Genomic DNA, 17,294 nt, shown 5'->3' with positions numbered 1-17,294 from the left:
TCTGATCGCGTAAACCGCGTTGAGTTCCTTCTTTTTAGTGATCTACTGTTTGGAACAGTTATTTAGGGTGGGCAAAATGTGACTGACGTAGTGTATTTGCGAGTCATCAACGTTAAGCCAAACATCTATGGCCGGTAATAATGAACGCCAAGAATCTAGCGATAGATCTACAGATTGTTCATTGGCAGTTCTCGAAAGCCAATCATTGGCAATTTTATTAATTTCAGCCCAATTAGATAATGTGATATCTGTGGTACAAATTTCTTTGCGCTTAGATTTTTTTAGAAACATAATCAGCGCATCCATGGCGGAGGTTTTCCCGCTATTATTTGCCCCAACTAAAATCGTACTTTTATCCGCTAACTCAACTCGGCATGTTTTTAATTTACGAAAGTTTTGAATGTCAATATGGGAAATTTTCAATTGGAGAATCCTTGTATCCTTTTGATTTTAAATATGACTTACTTCCTAATAACAAAGCTGACGACTTTTACAAGTCCATATCTAACTGTGTGCTTTGTGTCGATAACGGAACTTAACACAGACTATCAGACAATTTTTAGACTGTCTGCTTTTCGCTCAAAGCCGCCGGCTATAAGCCGGCTTGCTCAAGTAGCGTTGCCATATGCTGCAGGGCGTTAAGCCCCTGAATATCGGTGGCTTGCAGCGGCACTTTGTAGCGCGGCAGTTTGGCAAAATCTTGTTCTATCTGTGTCAGGTGTACTTTTTCCTGGCTGCGCCTTGCCGCAAGAAAATCGCCGTCGGCGCTGTCGGGCAAAATACGGTTAACTACCAACCCTGCCAGTGGCAGCTTTTCCTGCTGCAGACTTTGTACGGCGCGGCCGGTTTCTAATATCGGCAGTTTCTCCGGTGTTAACACAAATAACAGGGCAGTGTGGCTGCTGTCGGTTAATACCTCACGGGTGCGCTGTAATAAGCGCTGGCGCGCCAATAAGGTTTCTGTAATGGCTTTATTGCGCGCATCCATGCCGGCGGTAGCATTTTGATTAGGATCTGCCAGCGGATTATCGATATCGCGCCCGGCTTTGGGGGTTAAATGGCCCAGTACATCACCGAGTTTTTCCGAGCGTTTATTTGCATTCAGCAGGCCCTGAGTCCAGGCCGCCATGGCTTCCGGCAGGCTGAGTAAGCGCAGTGTATGGCCGGTAGGGGCAGTGTCGAAAATCACGATGTCGTAATCTTTCAGCCCAAGCTCAATGACATTAGCGATACGCTCGAGCATGGCGGCTTCCTGTGCGCCCGGCGATTGCCGGGTTAAACGCATCTGGCGCTCAATTTCGCTAAACATTTCCGGCCTGGTAAAACGTTTTAACTGCTCGGTAACTTTAGCCAGGTGTTGCTCTACTTCACGGTCGGGGTCGAGCTCTAAGCCATCAACATGCGGCGCCAGCCGGGTAATGCTATCGCCGATATCACGGTCGAAGGCGTCCGCCAGGCTGTGCGCCGGGTCGGTGGATACCAACAATACTTTTTTGCCGCGGTTGCCGGCGAGTAATGCTAGCGCAGAAGATGTGGTGGTTTTACCCACACCGCCTTTACCGCCAATTAGCAGTACACGTTTATCGGTTAACAGCATTTAACGTTGTCCAGTGGCGAGTGCTCCATACCCATACGGATATGCCAGTCATGAAAGCGCTCCATTAATAACGGTTGCAGCTCGAGGGTATAGTAACTGGCGGGGTTGGGTACACCCATCATTTCACTGAAGATGAGCAGCATAAATAAATCATCCTGCTCACGCTTGGCGCGCGCTATCGCACTGCGATAGGGCGCGTTATAGGCTTCTTCTGCATAAAAGCTGGCCTTTTTAAACCAGGTTTTAACGGTGTCTAAGCTCATGTGTCTTGTGCAACACGGTTGGTTTTATTAGCCTTAATTTGTTTGGTTAATGCAGAGCTGCACTCCAGTGACACCAGTATTGCTGCAACCAGCACCACTAAATCCATAGTGAACAGGAACCAGTCACCTTTGTCGTAGAAGCTCTTCAGTTGAATTAACAAACCCAGTGTGGTCATGATCAGCAAAAAGATTAACGGTGCCAGGGTATACCACATTGGTCGGCGTAGCTTAACTAACATTACCGTGATGACCAGCAGGGTTAAACCGGCCAGCAACTGATTGGTGGTGCCAAACAGTGGCCATATCATTAAACCGCCGGAACCATCGCCTCCGGCGCCAAAAGCCAGCAGTAAACAGGAACCAACAGCAAGTAAAGTAGCCGGCGCGGCTTTTTGCATCCAGCCAATATTATAAATGCTACCCCATTCCTGAAAAATATAACGCTGTAAGCGCAAGCCGGTGTCCATAGTAGTACCGGCAAACAACACCACCATTACCGTTAGCAAGGTTTGCGACAGCACGGTATCCAGGCCAATACCTTGTTGTAAAATGTTAGCACCACCTTTTATGAAGGCTGATACGCCGCCTTGGCCAAAGCTGTGATAAATGGCTTGCCAGTCTGCCAGTGTAGCAAAACCAGCAGTAGCGGCAATAATCGCAGCCAGAGCCAATGAGCCTTCACCTACGGCGCCAAAATAACCGACAAAACGTACGTCTGGTTCTTTATCAAGTTGCTTTGAGGTGGTGCCGCTGGACACCAGTCCATGGAAGCCCGAGATGGCACCACAGGCGATGGTAACAAACAGTAACGGTATAAGTGACGGTGTGCCTTCCGGTACATCGTTATTAAACGCCGGTGCAACGACATCGGGGCCAGAAATTAATACGGCGCCATACAGCAAAATTAAACCGATAAACAGCTGAATACCATTGATGTAGTCGCGAGGTTGAAGCAGCATCCATACCGGCAGTAAGGACGCGATAGCAGCGTACACAAACAACATAATAATCCAGCTTTGGTTATCGCTCAGCGGACCGACCATTTCCGGCAATGCCAGTGGCATCATCGGGCCGACATAAATCATACCGTACAAGGCTACAACGCCAATGATCGTAACCAGTAGTAAGCTGATTTTTTTTCGGTAAATCAATTGACCGATAATTAACGCAACGACGATAGCGCCCCACACGGGGATAGTGGCGCTAGGGAAGTTAATCAGCTGGCCGGCGATTACCACGGCAAACACCGCGTTAACCATCAACAGCACAAGGAAAATAACAATCATAAAAATGCTGCGGGCGCGGTTACCTACGATGTCTCCAGTTAAGGCGCCGATAGATTTCGCTTTATTGCGGCTACTGGCCCAAATAGCACCGGCGTCGTGCACACCGGCAAAGAAAATAGTGCCGAAAACCACCCATAAAAAAGCCGGCACCCAGCCCCAGATCACGGCGATAGCAGGGCCAATAATAGGCGCTGCGCCTGCTACTGAAGTAAAGTGGTGGCCCCAGAGGATATACTTATTAGTAGGTACATAGTCGATACCGTCCTGCATTTCATGCGCCGGCGTACGAAAGTGAGGGTCAACTTTAAAGATTTTTTCGCAGATAAACTTAGAGTAAAGAAAATAGCCGAGCGCCATAGCACCCAGCCCCATTAACATCAGAAAGATGGCATTCATCCTATAACCTCAGTTCTCATTGATTTTATTATGCTTAGGGTCAGCCAAGCATAATACAAAATGCTAAGTACAGCGGGTATTAGACTAAAGTAGCGTTAGTCTTTGAATTGTGTTTGATCCCGTCCGGCAGCTTTGGCTTGATAAAGGGCATCATCGGCACGTGCCAGGCTGATGTTTAGCGCTTCTTTTGCCTGAAATTGGCTTAAGCCAATACTGCAGGTAATACGCATTTTTTGCGGAGCATCAGCAAACTGAATTGCTGCGATGGCTTGACGCAGACGTTCTGCGATAGCAAAAGCGGCGTCTTTACCGGTGTCTGGCAATACTATCAGGAACTCTTCGCCGCCGGTGCGGCCAAAATGATCCTGTTGGCGCAGCATAGATGCTACTGTCATACACATTTGCTGCAACACGATATCGCCAACATCATGACCATAACGGTCGTTAACCTGTTTAAAATGATCCAAGTCCAGGATGAGAAAGCACAATGGCTGGCTGGTATCAATCGCCTTCACCCGCTCTTGCTCAGCTTGCATCATAATGCGGCGCCGGTTAGCAATGCTGGTTAACTCATCTGTCATGGCCAGGCGATGTAACTTGTGATTGCGTTTTTTCAGTGAAATGGCAAAGCTAAATAAAATAACAAATAATAATGCAATCAAGCTAAGTGCTGCATATTGCCAGCGTTGTGCTAGCTTTAACGCGCTGACATTTTGCTCAGCAAGTTGTTTTTCTGCTTCAAGTTGTTTGGTTCGCTCTTGTTGGCGCACTGAGTCAAATTGAAAACGTAACAGATTGCTGTGCTGATCGCGTGACATTTGCAGTTGCTGTTGATTCAGACTGACAAACTGGCGCAGGCGCTGATAAGCCTGCTGATATTGACCGGTTTCAGCCAGTGCTGCAGATTCAGTGTTGTATAGTAGTAACATGTAGCGTGGGTTGTTTTCTTTTAGTAGCTGTTGTTCTGCTTCGGTCAGTTTTTCAAGTGCGGTTTGTGCCTGACCAATAGCCAGCAGGGTTTCTGCGTTGTATAACGCTAACAGGCCTTGATACATAGCCAGCGCAGATAAATCTGGCGCGCTAAGCTGGTTTAATTCGGTCTGTGCTTCTTGCGCAAGCTGTATTGCTTTATTGTAATTGCGCAACAGATTATGTATCCAAACCATATTAATTTTTGTATTAACACGCCACATGGGCTCGTTAAGTTGCTGGTATACCTCCATCGTTTGCTCAAACAGTTTTAACGCGGTGTCATGCTGTCCCAACTCCGCGTATGAGTAAGCCTTTTCATGTAAAATCATGGCATTGCGAAACAGTTCTTCGGGCTTGCTAAATTCAAGTTCAGCCTGGTCTATATAATTTAACGCTTGCTGAAATAACCCCATACGCCGGTAAGTTGCAGCTATTTGCATTACTAAGTCACTGGTATAAGGTTTGTAGCCAAGATCGCGCTGTAACTGGTAGGCACTAACGTAATGCTCCAAAGCATCAGCATAATTGCCTCGAAAAGAGGCGAGGTTGCCAAGCAGTGTGCGGCTGGTTGCAATGCTTAACGGGTTTTCACTATCGCTGGCAGCCTGGTAGCTTAGTTGAGCATCTTGTTCGGCAAGAGCTGATTGGCCCATTTGACTGTAAAGGTAATATCTGCAGTTGTAGTAGTCTGACAATGCTTCATTGTCATCGCGTGCTTTGGCTGCACTAATTTGCTGATCACTGTATGCAATACCGTCGGCCGGGCGGTCATAATATTCCAGCATACAGCGCATTCGATCCAGCCGGTGTTTACGTTTATTGTCGTTAGCGGGTAAAGCTGCTTCGAGCTCTTCAATCGTGTTGCTAAAATCATCAACAGAAAAAAAATAACGCTGGCCGCTCTCAATTTCGTGCACCAGCGCATCAAAACGCTCAGGCTCCGCTGACAGAGCCAGACTCATAAAAAACAAAACTGTAAAATATTTATACAAAGATATTTACCAGATAAAACAATGCCTTTATCAGCATAGCTGAACTTCTGTCGCTTCAACGATAAATTTAATATGACCGTCGCTACTTTTTCGTCCAATTACCATTTAGCCAAATATATTGGCCTGAACTGGTGCGCTCTATCGCCTTTTTACCGGCCATTGCTTCTACGTCAGCAAGCGAAATATTATTCTGCTTTGCTAGCCTGGCGTATTCGGCGCGACGTGCTTCGTTAATCAGCTTTACGATATCGGCTGCATCGTTGCTGTCTTGTACCACCCCCAGATAGCCGTTGACTTGTTCACCAACCAGTCCTTGCGCTTTAGCTTGGCCTAGCGCGGCCATTGCCTGTTGCAAATCCATCGCCAGCACGGGCAGGCTCAACGCGAACAAGGTAGGTAATAGTAGCATTTTGATTTGTTTAACCAGTTTCATGTTGTGCTCCTCAGAATAAACCGCTGTCGTCGCTGAACAGCTCGTCCAGCTGTTTGTCGACTTTGATATAAATTTCATGCTGAATTTTAACGTTGAGGTTAATGTTGATTGGCTCGGCTGGCAAAGCTACCTGCACCTTAGGGGTGCACGCGGCCAGAAACAGCGCCAGCACTATCGCTGCGCCTAGTTTTTGTATCATGGTTGTACTCCATTGGCGTTGTTTACGCGTTGCTGTTGGATGCGTTGCTGTACCCGTTGTTTTATTTTGTCACTGATTTGGCTGCTAAGTTGCAAGCTGGTGATCAGTGCAGGGATATCTTCTTCCAGATTAATATTTAAATTTATTGCCCGGCCTTGTTCCAGTGCCGGATTTTGGCCTTGCAGATTCAGCGCCAGTAATAGCTTACCGCTGGTATCATAGTTTACATTGCTTGACAGCACCGAGTAATGAAAATCGTCCAGCGCGTTCAGCACCACTTTCATGCCCTGATTGCTTGCTGCCATACCTTGTGCCGCAGGCGGGCGGTATTGCAGCTTACCACCCGGGCTTTCGGCGGCAATGCTGCCATCAGTTACACTGGCGCCATTGCTGCCAAGCTGCAGCGGAATGCTGCCGGAAATACGGCCGTTGCCGGTTAAATCTGTAGTAGGGTGCTGTTGCAGTAACTGGCTTAAGTCTATTTGTTGTAGTTCAAGTTGCAGTTGCTGCTGTGCCTTAGCTAAGTCCAGTTGCACCGGCTGCACCAACACCTTGCCTCCCATAGCCAGCAGCTGCAGTTGTTGAATATTCAGCTTGCCTGCCGTTGGCGTTTTCACAGGCGCGGTATACTGCGCATTCAGCGCCAAAGGCCCGACGCTAACCCCGTGCAGAATTTCTGCTACTGTAATGTTGTCTGTTGCCAGCAGTAAGTTGTCGTACTGGTATTGCATCTGCAATGTGCCGGCCAGCTCTTTAAACAGGCTGCGATCATAAATACCATTGATACCGGACAACGCCAGGGTAGCGTCAATACTGACAGCCGGTAGCAGAGTCAGGTCGCCTTTGGCGCTAAGCCGGCCACGGTTAAATTCCAGCACTGGCGGCCAGGCGGTCAGTGTGGCAGAAAGCGGATTACCGGCCAGTAAGAATATCTCGTCCAGCTGCCAGCTGACAACGGTGTTGTCCGGCGAATAACGCAGCTGATGACTAAGACCGAGGCTGGCACTGTTACTGAGCTTGCCGTCGATACTCAGTGCTGCGGTTGAGCCGCTAAGTTTACCGTGCCACTGCCAGCTTAAGGGTTTTACCTGTGCCTGCGTTAAGGTCGCCACATTTACGTCAATATCAGTGCGCAGTGTAGTCTGGTTAAAGTCGCTGTCGCTGCTAAACTGACCTGACGCGGCAACAAGGCGAATCTCACCTGCCTGCACATCGGCAGTGTTTAGCTGCGCAATCCTGGCCTCTGTGTTTAACAGTGCAAGTTGCCAGCTGTCCACCAGCCAATAAGCGTTAAAATGGCTGTTTAGTGTCAGGTTTTTAGCAGTAACATCACCTGGCAACGTCAGTTGTTTCTGCACTAAGTTAAGCCGGCCATTACGCAGTGTTGCACTTAGCGGCGGTGTCAGGTTCAGCGTGGCGTCGGCTGCCAGTTGCAGTGTTGTGTCTCCGATGCTGCTTAGGCTGAAACTGAGCGGCAGGGCGTTAAGTTGTGGTTGGCTTTGGCCATCGGCGCTGATAGTTATCTGCAATTGCTCTGCATCAGCGCCAAACTGCTGCAGCTGCTCTGGCAGCTGTGGCTGCTTTACCGCCAGCTGTGCATTTAACTGATAACGGTTTAGCCTGCCGTTGGCCAGAGCCAGCTCTGCCTGCACTGTGCCTTGTACTTGTCCTATGCCCGGCACGGTTAACGGTGCCGGCAGGTTGGCACTAAGTTGCCAATTGCCGCTGGCGTGTGAGGTGATACCGGTGAGATCCATGCCAGGCGGAAGTTGCAGTTGCCAGTTGCTTTGCACGGATACCGGCGCAGTAAATTGCGCTAAGGCATCTTGTGCAATAGCCGGCTGCCACAGCTTTAGCTGCTGTATTAACCAAGGCGAGGGCGGCGCGATGTCTAATGTCAGCTCGCCGTTGGCGCTGATACCGTTTTCACTGCTTAGTTGCTGGTGTAGTTGCAGCTTTGTGGTGTTATCCAGTTCCAGCTGCAGAGTCAGCACCGGCAGTTGCTGCACGGTGTGATAATCGCCGCTAAGGGTTAACCGTGGCAGTGTTGGGGAGGCGCTATCTGTAGCCGTAAGCCGGTACTGCAGTTGCTGTGCTGAGTGGCTTACCGTGGCCGATAGCAGATAACGGCAGTCGCCGGCAGCGCAGGGCAATTGCAGAGCAAGTCGGTCAATGTTTATGTTATCGGGGAAATTGGCCGGTACTTGCCAATTGGCGGGTAAAGCTTCTGCCTTTGGCTGTGCGGCGTTGTCGTCAGTAGTTTGCGGCCATTGCAGCAGGCGGATATCGGCACTGCCCAGCTGTAAGCGGGTTATTTTGCTGTTTAACAGCTGCCAGTTAATGCTGATATCAGTGAGTTGAACCTGCAGTTGCGGATTATCCAGGCTGAAACTTACACTGCTAAGTTGTAACTGGCGCAGGCTAAAGCTGCTGATCTGGTATTGCAGGTTTTGCAGCGGCAGGGCGGCCAGTGTTTTTTGCAGATACCAATACGCTGCCGCTGTTAACAGCAGTAACAGGGCTAAAGTGGTAAGCAGTGCTGTTTGCCACCGGCGCATAGGTGATCCTTCAGGTTGTTAAGCCGACACTAGACCGAAGTTACTGAATAGACAATGAATATACCACGTTACTGCGTTCTGTGTTGCAGCGATAAAAAAGGGCAGCCTGCGCTGCCCTGATATTATCCGATACTGTTTTCTAAGCACTAAGCTATTCTTTACGTGCTGCCGCTGAGGCATCACGCAGGGCGCGGAACTCGTTGCCTTCGTTCCAGTTAGGCCAGGTGCGGCTGTTTGCCAGCTCATTACCGACCTGATAAAACAGGAACAAATCCTGCTGCGCGCCGCGTAAGTCCCAGTCGTCGCTCCACTCATCGCCGACTTTGTGGTAACAGCACTTATTGTATTCAGCACGCTGCGCTTTGCCCCATGCTTCACCTTTTTCATAGTGATCGTTACCGCCTTTAGCGTACAAAATAGGCACGCCTTTTTTCGACAGGTTAAAGTGATCTGAGCGATAAGCTATACCGGCTTCCGGGTTATGTTCGCGCACCGCATAGCGGCCTTGTTGCTCAGTGTACTTAATTAAAATATCTTCAGCGTTATTGTTACCCAGGCCGACAATTACCATGTCTTTCATCGGGCCGTAGACATTCATTACGTCCATATTGATGCCAACAACAGTTTTTTCCAGCGGGAATACCGGGTTGGCTGCATACCAGGCTGAGCCTAATAAGCCGCGCTCTTCCGCGGTTACTGCGACAAACACCACAGAGCGCTCAGGCTGGGCTTGTTGGGTAAAGTATTCCGCCAGCGCCAGTAAACCACCGGTGCCGGATGCATTGTCCTGAGCGCCGTTAAATACCTTATTGGTCGGGTTGGAAAAATCCATGCCCAGGTGATCCCAGTGCGCCATATAAAGCACATATTCGTCCGGGTATTTGCTGCCTTCGATATAGCCGACCACGTTGCTGGAGGTGAGCTCGCGCAGGTTGTTTTTTACGCTGACCGAAGCGGTGGCGTTAAGTGCGATGGGCGCAAAATCTTTTTCCAGCGCTTTTTTATGCATAGTGGCCAAATCGGTGCCGATATTGGCAAACAGTTTTTCAGCTGACTCAGTGGTGACCCAGCCCTCAATTTTGGTGCGGTCCATGTTTTTGTTTTCGTTGATTAAATCAAATTTAATCGGCGAGCCATGCGCGACTACACCCCAGCCATAACTGGCGGCATCGGTTTCATGGATAATCAGCGCCATCGCTGCACCCTGTCGGGCCGCTTCTTCATATTTATAAGTCCAGCGGCCGTAGTAGGTCATGGCATTGCCGTTAAAAAGATTAGGGTCCTGGGTAGCAAAGCCGGGATCGTTAACAAACATTACTACGGTTTTGCCTTTAACATCTAAGCCTTCGTAGTCGTTCCAGCCGTATTCCGGGGCAACAATACCATAGCCGACAAATACCATCTCACTGTCGGTTACCTGTACCTGTTCGGTTACGCGGGTAGTCCAGGCGGTCATATCGTCACGGTAATTAAATTGCGCCGGTAGTTTGTCACCTTTTAAGCTCATGGCAGACACTTGTTTCGGGTCAATTTGTACCAGTGATACCGGCTGCTTATAGCTGTCGCCATCTATCGGTTTTAAGCCGATACGGCGGAAGTTCTCTTCCAAAAAGGCCACGGTTAGCTCTTCGCCTTTGGTGGCAGGGGCGCGGCCCTGAAACTCATCGGCTGATAGTGTTTTAATATATTCGCCCAAGCGCGGGTTTACGTCAGCAAATTGTAATTCAGAATTCTTAATGGCGGTGTCTGCCAACTCTGGTGCTTTTACTTCAACCGTTTTTACGTCTGCGGGTTGCTCAGAGCAAGCACCAAGTAAGGCGCCGGTAGCTAATACGCCGGCAAGCAGCGTAAACCTGGAAAGGGTAATCATAGTCACTCCGTGGTGTTTTTATCGTTATATGTCGCTGTAGTCTCAGCGCTCAGTGTTAAAAGCGGTTTATCTTAACGCATGTGAAAATCAGCCACCAGTATAGTGGTCGCAGTTGTAGTGCGCTTAGTCCTTATAACCCCAGGGCGTTGGTGGTAAAGCCACCGGTTTGGTTAAATCAAAGTCAACACGAAATTCACGACCATCACGCACCAGGCGATAGCTGAACGTTTGCGGATAAATATACATCTGCCAGGTGTTGCCATTAGAGGCCGGAATACCCAGGCGCACAAACAGCTCTTTCGAGTACTGATCCGCCGGAAAGCTTTGTACTGTCGGCCAGCCGGCATCCATCGTATGGCCGCCGTACATGGTGGAGACATCATGGCTGCCGTCTTCATTGCGATGATCATGCTTTAAGCTCAGGCCCGAGCCGGTTTTAGTGATGATCCAGGTGCGGGAATGATTGTCACCGACATGGAACGGGATCTGCAATTGACTGTCTGTACATTTACGAACATGCATAATCAGCTTACCGTCAAAGCCATCGCTTTTTGGGTTGTCCATTACCACTTTGCCTTGATAGGCTTTACCGCAATGCGCCCGCAGATTATCAAAGTAGGCATCTTGGCTGGCAATAGACACCAGTGGCGCTGGCTGCACAATATCAGCGGTGGCGGCCAAAGCGACGATGGAGAAACTCAGGGCTACAGAGGTTGTGAGCAGGTTGTTATGCATATATTTTCCTTATTGTTCTGGTATAACTGCGCTGGACTATAACCTTTGTACGTATCTGCTGCAAACCGGTGATACTTTTATGGCAATTGAGACAGGAGCATACAAATGCAGAATGAATTAGATGGTAAATTTCTCCTTGGCGTGTTTGGTAAGGTAGAAAAACACGGTACCGCCGTTAACAACGAATTGGGCGCCGGCTTTACCCTGGATGGCATAACGGTAAATTCCGGCTTTGACGGCTATGAAGTGTATTTCAGCGACGGCAAAGTGCAGTTAACGCTGGGTTTTCATAATAAATGGCACAGTGACGCTGCCAATGAGGCTGATATGGATGCCTTTGTGGCACAGCTTAAAAAAATTAACCGCGCCTACTGATTTATTTCATAGTGGCTAAGGATTTGTTCAGTTTAAACCGCTACCATAGCACGCAACTATAAGCGCTGGCAGACGTGACAGCGGACGTTATCTGAATAAAGAATTGTTTAGACGGCTAAAAGGCTATTGCTTGAGGCAGAAAAACAGGGTAAGGTGTCGCGCGTCAATCATATCTGATAGACCAGAAGAGGTGCGTTAGCCAGGTAGTTCAGGACAGATGTCTATACATCGTAGCCTGAATAAGGGGGACTAACGCCGAGGGATGCGCAGTTATAGAGCTGCCTGTCCCGGTCGTTAAGGCTGAATCCTTACGACTGTCACCTGAATTTCGGTGGAGAGCTTCTGGCCTTTGTTAACTACAGTTTACAGAAATTACAGAAGCTATCTGTGCCGTTCTCGTTTTGCTGTTAGCAAATGCCATGCTCTGCTTATTATGTTTTATAAGGAGAGGCACCCTTGTCCAATCTTATTGTTGCAAAATTTGGCGGCACCAGTGTCGCAGACTTCGATGCGATGTCGCGCTGCGCTGACATTATCCTGGCTGAACCGGCCATTCGTTTAGTGGTGGTTAGCGCCAGTTCCGGTGTAACCAACCTGCTGGTCGACATTACCAAACATACCGATGTAACAGAGCGCTATGCCTGCTATCAGGGCATTGAGCGTATTACGTTGGCGGTACTGATCCGCTTGCAACATCCTGATAGGGTTGCAGCAGATATCGATCAGCTGCTATCGGCATTAAAAGCGCTGATAGATCAAAGTGGTGCCGTGTATAGCGCTGCACATAAAGACGAAATTCAATCCTTTGGCGAGCGTTTAAGCTCAGTGCTGTTTGCCCAGGTGCTGCGTGAGCGCGGTGCTGCCGGTTTATGTTTTGATGCCCGCCGGGTACTGCGTACCGACAGCCGTTTTGGTAAAGGTGAGCCGCAAATAGCGCAGATCAGTGAGCTGTGTGCCATACAATTGCAGCCGTTACTTGCTGACAATGTAGTAGTAACCCAGGGTTTTATCGGTGCAGATGACGTCGGCCAAACGACGACGCTGGGCCGTGGTGGCTCAGATTACAGTGCTGCGCTGTTGGGTGAAGCATTAAGGGCGTCTGTAGTGCAGATATGGACTGATGTGGTGGGCATTTTTACCACCGATCCGCGTTTAACTGAACAAGCGCGCTGTATTAAAGAAATCAGCTTTGATGAAGCGGCTGAAATGGCCACCTTTGGCGCCAAAGTATTACACCCGGCCACATTAATACCGGCAATGCGCTGTAATATAGGTGTTTTTGTCGGCTCCAGCCGCGAGCCTCAAGCCGGTGGTACCTGGATAGCCAAAGAGGTCAAAGAGCGTCCGCCTTACCGTGCTATTGCGCTGCGTAAATCACAAACGCTCATCACAGTAAAAAGCCCTGCCATGTTGCATGCCGCCGGCTTTTTAACCCGGGTGTTTGATATTCTTAGCCGGCATCAAATTTCAGTAGATTTAGTCACTACCTCAGAAATCAGCGTTGCCTTAACCCTGGACGAAGGTGGCATGACCAGCGCCTTTAGCGCCTCGGTAGAGCCGGCCCTGGCAGAGTTACGCAGTTTTTGTGAAGTGTCGGTAGAGCAGGGCTTAAGCCTTATAGCGGTTATCGGCAATCATTTACACAGCAGTAAAGGCATTACCGGCGATTTATTTAATACGCTTGAGCGCATTAATATGCGGTTAATTTGCCACGGTGCCTCTAAACATAACCTGTGCTTTTTAGTGCAGGACGCCGATGCACCCGGCGTAGTGAAACAGCTGCACCAAAACTTGTTTAGTGCAGCCTGATCAAACACCCGCAGCAGTGAGCGTTAAGACGCTGCTGCGGGTCTATCCTGCCCGGCGGTGGCATCAAGTGGAGCATTAACCAGGCCTTCAGAGCGGCCGATGACCAGCGCTACCATGGTATCACCGGTGACATTGGTGGCGGTGCGCATCATATCGACAATCCTGTCTACCGCAGCAATAAACGCAATACCTTCTATAGGCAAACCTACCACGCTTAAGGTTACCGTTAGCATAACCATGGCCGTGCCAGGTACGCCGGCGGTGCCAACCGAGGCCAGCGTAGCGGTACCGGCAATCAACAGGTAATCTACAGCCGCTAATTCAATACCGTACAAATGAGCGATAAAAATGGCCGCAATCGCCGGATAAATACCACCACAGCCGTCCATATTTATGGTGGCGCCCAGTGGTAGCACAAAGCTGGCGTAATCTTTTGACACGCCTAAATTTTCGGTAACCACTTTATGGCTTACCGGCAAGGTGCCGTAGCTGCTGGCGCTGCTGTAGGCGACTAACTGCGCCGGTAAAATGGCTTTAAAGTAATCTCGCAGGCGCATACCGCCAAACAACTTAACCAGGCCGCCATAGGTAAACAGAATATGGATGACGCAGGCCAGGTAAATAGCCAGAATGAACTTACCCAGCGGCAGCAGGGTGTCCAGACCGTAGTTACCCACCACCCAGGCCATTAAGCCAAAAACACCCAGCGGGGTGAGTTCCAGCACCATACGGGTGATCTGGTACATAATATCGGCGCCGGAAAGCAGCACCTTTTTCATCGGTGCAGCTTTGTCACCCAGTTGATTAATGGCGATACCCACTAACGATGCAAATACAATAATTTGCAAAATATTGCCATTTACCATCGCCGCCAGCGGGTTGGTGGGGATAAGGTTAGTTAGCACATCAGCAACTGGCGGAATATCGCGCGGTTTTACTTCAGCCGCAGTAAGTTGCACGGCATCGCCCCAATTAATTAACGAGCCGACAGCTAAGCCAATTAAACTGGCAACAAAGGCGGTAAACAAAAACAGACCAACGGTTTTAAAGGCCAACCTCTGCATTTTTCCGCTGTCGGCCAGTGAGGTAATGCTGCTGATCAGGGCAAAAAATACCAGTGGCACCACTAACATGCGGATGGCGTTAATAAACAGGGTGCCCAGTGGTTTAAATACTGTAGCCGTTTCGCCCAACAGCACACCGGTAGTCACGCCGAGCAACAGCGCACCAAGCACCCTTTGCCAAAATGGGATAGCAAACCAAAAACTAAACATAAATTACTGCCATAATATAAGATTTTGACATTATAGAGACGAAAAAAGCAGCCACAAGGCCGCTTTTCTATATGTTATAACCAGCTGTTCTGGATCGGTTTGGCTGCTTATTCGTAGGGCAGTGGGTCAGTGGTGTTATTCAGCGTAAAAGCTTCCAAGCGCTCCTGACAAGAGCCACATTTACCGCAGGCTTTTTCGCGGCCGTTGTAACAAGTCCAGGTTTTGCTGTAGTCCAACCCCATGGCCAGACCATCGGCCAGAATTTCAATTTTAGTTTGTGCTAAGTACGGGCTGATAATATCGACAGGCTCGTAGTTGGCAATCTGGCAAACATCATGCATTTTTTGCACAAACTCCGGCCGGCAGTCCGGGTAAATAAAGTGATCGCCGCTGTGTGCGCCGTAATACACTTGGTTGGCACCTATAGAAACGGCATAGCCCACCGCTAACGACAATAAAATCATATTGCGGTTCGGTACTACGGTTGATTTCATATTGTCGGCGGCATAATGGCCTTCCGGGATATCAATATTGTCGGTAAGTGATGAGCCAGCTAACAGTTGGTTAATGGCTGAGATATCGACAATTTTGTGCTTGATACTCAGCTCCTGACACACCTGTGCCGCACATTGCAGCTCTTTGACATGACGTTGGCCGTAGTTAAACGACAGCGCATAAACATCATGGCCGGCCTGCACCGCTTTGTGTAACACGGTGAAGGAGTCCATCCCACCGGAATAAATCACCACAACTTTGTTCGGCATAGCAGGCTCTCTCTTGTATAATACAACTCAAATTTTGCGACATGGCCCGCCAAGCATTGCGGGGCGCGCATTGTACAGTAAATCAGCCGCAGGCTAAAGGGCAAAGCACAGAGTGTATAAAGTTAACGAGGTTTTCGAAACTATTCAGGGCGAGGGTAGTTTTACCGGCGCGCCGGCCATTTTTATCCGCTTGCAAGGCTGCCCGGTGGGTTGCAGTTGGTGTGATACCAAGCACACCTGGGAAATCAAAGATGCGCTGCGCCAACCGCTGGGTGATATTGTAATTAAAACTGCGGAGACGGAACACTGGGCTGGCGTCAGTGCTGAGGATTTAATTGCCTTGTTTGCCCGCGAGGACTACCAGGCCAGGCATGTAGTGATCACCGGAGGTGAGCCCTGCATGTATGATTTAACTCCGTTGTGTGATGCGCTGCATAGCAACGGCTACACCACACAAATTGAAACCAGTGGTACCTTTGATATTAAAGCGCCGGCACAAACCTGGGTTACAGTGTCACCCAAAGTGAATATGGCCGGTGGCTATAAAGTACTGCAAAGTGCGCTGGACCGGGCAAACGAGATAAAGCACCCGGTGGCGATGCAGAAACATATTGATGAGCTGTTGCAGTTATTGCAACACACTGACACGGCAGCTAAGCTGATTTATTTACAGCCAATAAGTCAGCAGCGCCGCGCCACAGAATTGGCTATAGCGATGTGTAAACAACATAACTGGCGCTTAAGTGTGCAGGTACATAAATATTTGGGGATCAGCTAAATGCAAACGGTAGAGCGATTTTTCAATGACTATGCCCAGGCATATATTTCTGCTGAAGTAGCGCAATTTGAACACTTAGTCGCAACGCCAAGTTTACTGCTCGACGGCGAGCACAAAACGCTACTGACAGACAGTACCTGTCTGCATCAGCATGTGCTTTCTACCGTACAGAAATACCGTTCACGAGGCGTTGTGCATGCTGATTTTGTGCTGCAGCATCAACTGCGTTTGTCGGAACAACTGCAATTTGTTAGTTTGTATTGGCGTTTTTATAACGCTGACAACGACATATTGTTTACCTGCCATACGTCTTATACGTTGCAAAAATGCAGTGATCGTTGGCAGGTCGTGGCCATTATTCTTGATGATGAACAGGCGGCCTATGACCGCATAAGCAATGCTCAGGCTTGATGTGATAACCACGCCTGTAAACTGTCCAGGCAGGGGGCGGGGCTGTCTTCAAGGGCTAAGCGCTGTTTTAGCGCTGGTTGCATCGGTAGGATTTCCAGATAGCGTGATGCCAGCCAGGAAGCGTCACGGTATTTAGGGCTGGGATAAAGCTGTTTTAACGCAGGATACTGTAACAGCAACTTCTGCATTTGTTGAATAAGTGGCTGATACTCGTCGCTTACAGCTAGCGCAGGCCAATTATCCAGTATGCTAACGTCGGCGACAGTAAGCTGGTCGTGCTCTTGCCAGCGATTTACTATCTGTACTTTTTCCACACCAACAATAGTAACGCCCAGCAGACCGTCATCGAGCTGTTCAAAATCTTCAATATAAACCCGGGTGGCAAGTGGTAAAATTCGGTCTGGATGTGACTGGCTAACATAAGGGTTAATCTGCGCCACGGCAAAGTCGCGTTTACCGGCACTGGCTTCGCTAATCAGCCGCACATAACGGGGTTCAAAAATCCGCAGACGCATACGTCCTTCAGGTAAGAGAAAACTGTTTAACGGAAATAACGCCAGTTGTTTCATAGTACCGCTGATA

General features: G+C 49.1%; 17 protein-coding genes and 1 riboswitch. Of the genes, 4 read left to right on the top strand and 13 right to left on the bottom strand.

The genetic code is table 11. The features are described from left to right. Nucleotides 1–42 precede the first annotated feature (42 nt). From ACYVIC_RS13355 to ACYVIC_RS13310, 10 genes are all read right to left on the bottom strand, one after another. Nucleotides 43–423, bottom strand: a complete 381-nt coding sequence (locus ACYVIC_RS13355; protein ID WP_460860689.1) for an AAA family ATPase — start codon at nucleotides 421–423, stop codon at nucleotides 43–45. Nucleotides 424–592: 169 nt separating this feature from the next. Continuing rightward, nucleotides 593–1,597, bottom strand: coding sequence for an ArsA family ATPase (locus tag ACYVIC_RS13350; RefSeq protein ID WP_460860687.1), 1,005 nt, complete (start codon nucleotides 1,595–1,597; stop codon nucleotides 593–595). Then, the gene (locus ACYVIC_RS13345) at nucleotides 1,588–1,860 is read right to left on the bottom strand and encodes a cory-CC-star protein (RefSeq protein WP_460860686.1); all 273 of its coding nucleotides are present in this window, start codon (nucleotides 1,858–1,860) and stop codon (nucleotides 1,588–1,590) included. The genes ACYVIC_RS13350 and ACYVIC_RS13345 overlap by 10 nt, the downstream gene beginning before the upstream one ends. After that, nucleotides 1,857–3,542, bottom strand: coding sequence for a carbon starvation CstA family protein (locus ACYVIC_RS13340; RefSeq protein ID WP_460860684.1), 1,686 nt, complete (start codon nucleotides 3,540–3,542; stop codon nucleotides 1,857–1,859). The genes ACYVIC_RS13345 and ACYVIC_RS13340 overlap by 4 nt, the downstream gene beginning before the upstream one ends. 95 nt (nucleotides 3,543–3,637) lie before the next feature. Further along, entirely contained in the window at nucleotides 3,638–5,476 is a 1,839-nt protein-coding gene (locus ACYVIC_RS13335; protein ID WP_460860683.1) for a GGDEF domain-containing protein, read from the bottom strand. A 112-nt stretch (nucleotides 5,477–5,588) separates the two neighbouring features. Beyond that, the gene (locus tag ACYVIC_RS13330; RefSeq protein WP_460860681.1) at nucleotides 5,589–5,939 is read right to left on the bottom strand and encodes a YdbL family probable chaperone protein; all 351 of its coding nucleotides are present in this window, start codon (nucleotides 5,937–5,939) and stop codon (nucleotides 5,589–5,591) included. A gap of 10 nt (nucleotides 5,940–5,949) precedes the next feature. Next, nucleotides 5,950–6,138: a YnbE family lipoprotein gene (locus tag ACYVIC_RS13325; RefSeq protein WP_460860680.1), complete on the bottom strand. Its 189-nt coding sequence runs from the start codon at nucleotides 6,136–6,138 to the stop codon at nucleotides 5,950–5,952. Next, nucleotides 6,135–8,696: an intermembrane phospholipid transport YdbH family protein gene (locus ACYVIC_RS13320; protein ID WP_460860678.1), complete on the bottom strand. Its 2,562-nt coding sequence runs from the start codon at nucleotides 8,694–8,696 to the stop codon at nucleotides 6,135–6,137. Before ACYVIC_RS13320 ends, ACYVIC_RS13325 begins: the two co-directional genes overlap by 4 nt. Before the next feature lie 151 nt (nucleotides 8,697–8,847). Continuing rightward, nucleotides 8,848–10,566 carry a M28 family metallopeptidase gene (locus ACYVIC_RS13315; RefSeq protein ID WP_460860676.1) on the bottom strand — a complete coding sequence of 573 codons (1,719 nt, stop codon included), beginning with the start codon at nucleotides 10,564–10,566 and terminating at the stop codon, nucleotides 8,848–8,850. Between the two features lie 123 nt (nucleotides 10,567–10,689). Next, entirely contained in the window at nucleotides 10,690–11,301 is a 612-nt protein-coding gene (locus ACYVIC_RS13310) for a hypothetical protein (protein WP_460860674.1), read from the bottom strand. A 105-nt stretch (nucleotides 11,302–11,406) separates the two neighbouring features. Here ACYVIC_RS13310 and ACYVIC_RS13305 point away from each other — a divergent pair, with 105 nt between their 5' ends. Together ACYVIC_RS13305 and lysC are read left to right on the top strand one after the other, a co-directional pair. Continuing rightward, entirely contained in the window at nucleotides 11,407–11,676 is a 270-nt protein-coding gene (locus ACYVIC_RS13305) for a DUF3081 family protein (RefSeq protein WP_460860672.1), read from the top strand. Between the two features lie 177 nt (nucleotides 11,677–11,853). Next, nucleotides 11,854–12,026, top strand: a riboswitch (Lysine riboswitch). A gap of 106 nt (nucleotides 12,027–12,132) precedes the next feature. Further along, nucleotides 12,133–13,485, top strand: a complete 1,353-nt coding sequence (lysC, locus tag ACYVIC_RS13300; protein WP_460860671.1) for a lysine-sensitive aspartokinase 3 — start codon at nucleotides 12,133–12,135, stop codon at nucleotides 13,483–13,485. A 23-nt stretch (nucleotides 13,486–13,508) separates the two neighbouring features. On the opposite strand, the gene ACYVIC_RS13295 is transcribed toward lysC, so the two are convergent. Beyond that, nucleotides 13,509–14,759: a dicarboxylate/amino acid:cation symporter gene (locus tag ACYVIC_RS13295; protein ID WP_460860669.1), complete on the bottom strand. Its 1,251-nt coding sequence runs from the start codon at nucleotides 14,757–14,759 to the stop codon at nucleotides 13,509–13,511. A 107-nt stretch (nucleotides 14,760–14,866) separates the two neighbouring features. Next, a complete protein-coding gene (queC, locus tag ACYVIC_RS13290) occupies nucleotides 14,867–15,523 on the bottom strand; it encodes a 7-cyano-7-deazaguanine synthase QueC (protein WP_460860668.1) in 657 nt (218 codons plus the stop codon). Between the two features lie 112 nt (nucleotides 15,524–15,635). On the opposite strand from queC, the gene queE reads away from it, so the two are divergent. Together queE and ACYVIC_RS13280 are read left to right on the top strand one after the other, a co-directional pair. Then, nucleotides 15,636–16,301: a 7-carboxy-7-deazaguanine synthase QueE gene (queE, locus tag ACYVIC_RS13285; RefSeq protein WP_460860666.1), complete on the top strand. Its 666-nt coding sequence runs from the start codon at nucleotides 15,636–15,638 to the stop codon at nucleotides 16,299–16,301. Beyond that, entirely contained in the window at nucleotides 16,302–16,712 is a 411-nt protein-coding gene (locus ACYVIC_RS13280) for a hypothetical protein (protein WP_460860664.1), read from the top strand. It abuts the gene before it with no gap. On the opposite strand, the gene ACYVIC_RS13275 is transcribed toward ACYVIC_RS13280, so the two are convergent. Further along, nucleotides 16,703–17,281: an LON peptidase substrate-binding domain-containing protein gene (locus ACYVIC_RS13275; protein WP_460860662.1), complete on the bottom strand. Its 579-nt coding sequence runs from the start codon at nucleotides 17,279–17,281 to the stop codon at nucleotides 16,703–16,705. The genes ACYVIC_RS13280 and ACYVIC_RS13275 overlap by 10 nt on opposite strands. Between the last annotated feature and the right edge of the window lie 13 nt (nucleotides 17,282–17,294).

It is taken from the genome of Rheinheimera gaetbuli, assembly GCF_054781935.1.
The sequence above is the reverse complement of the archived record's forward strand: the minus strand, read 5'-3'. Positions and strand labels throughout refer to the sequence as shown.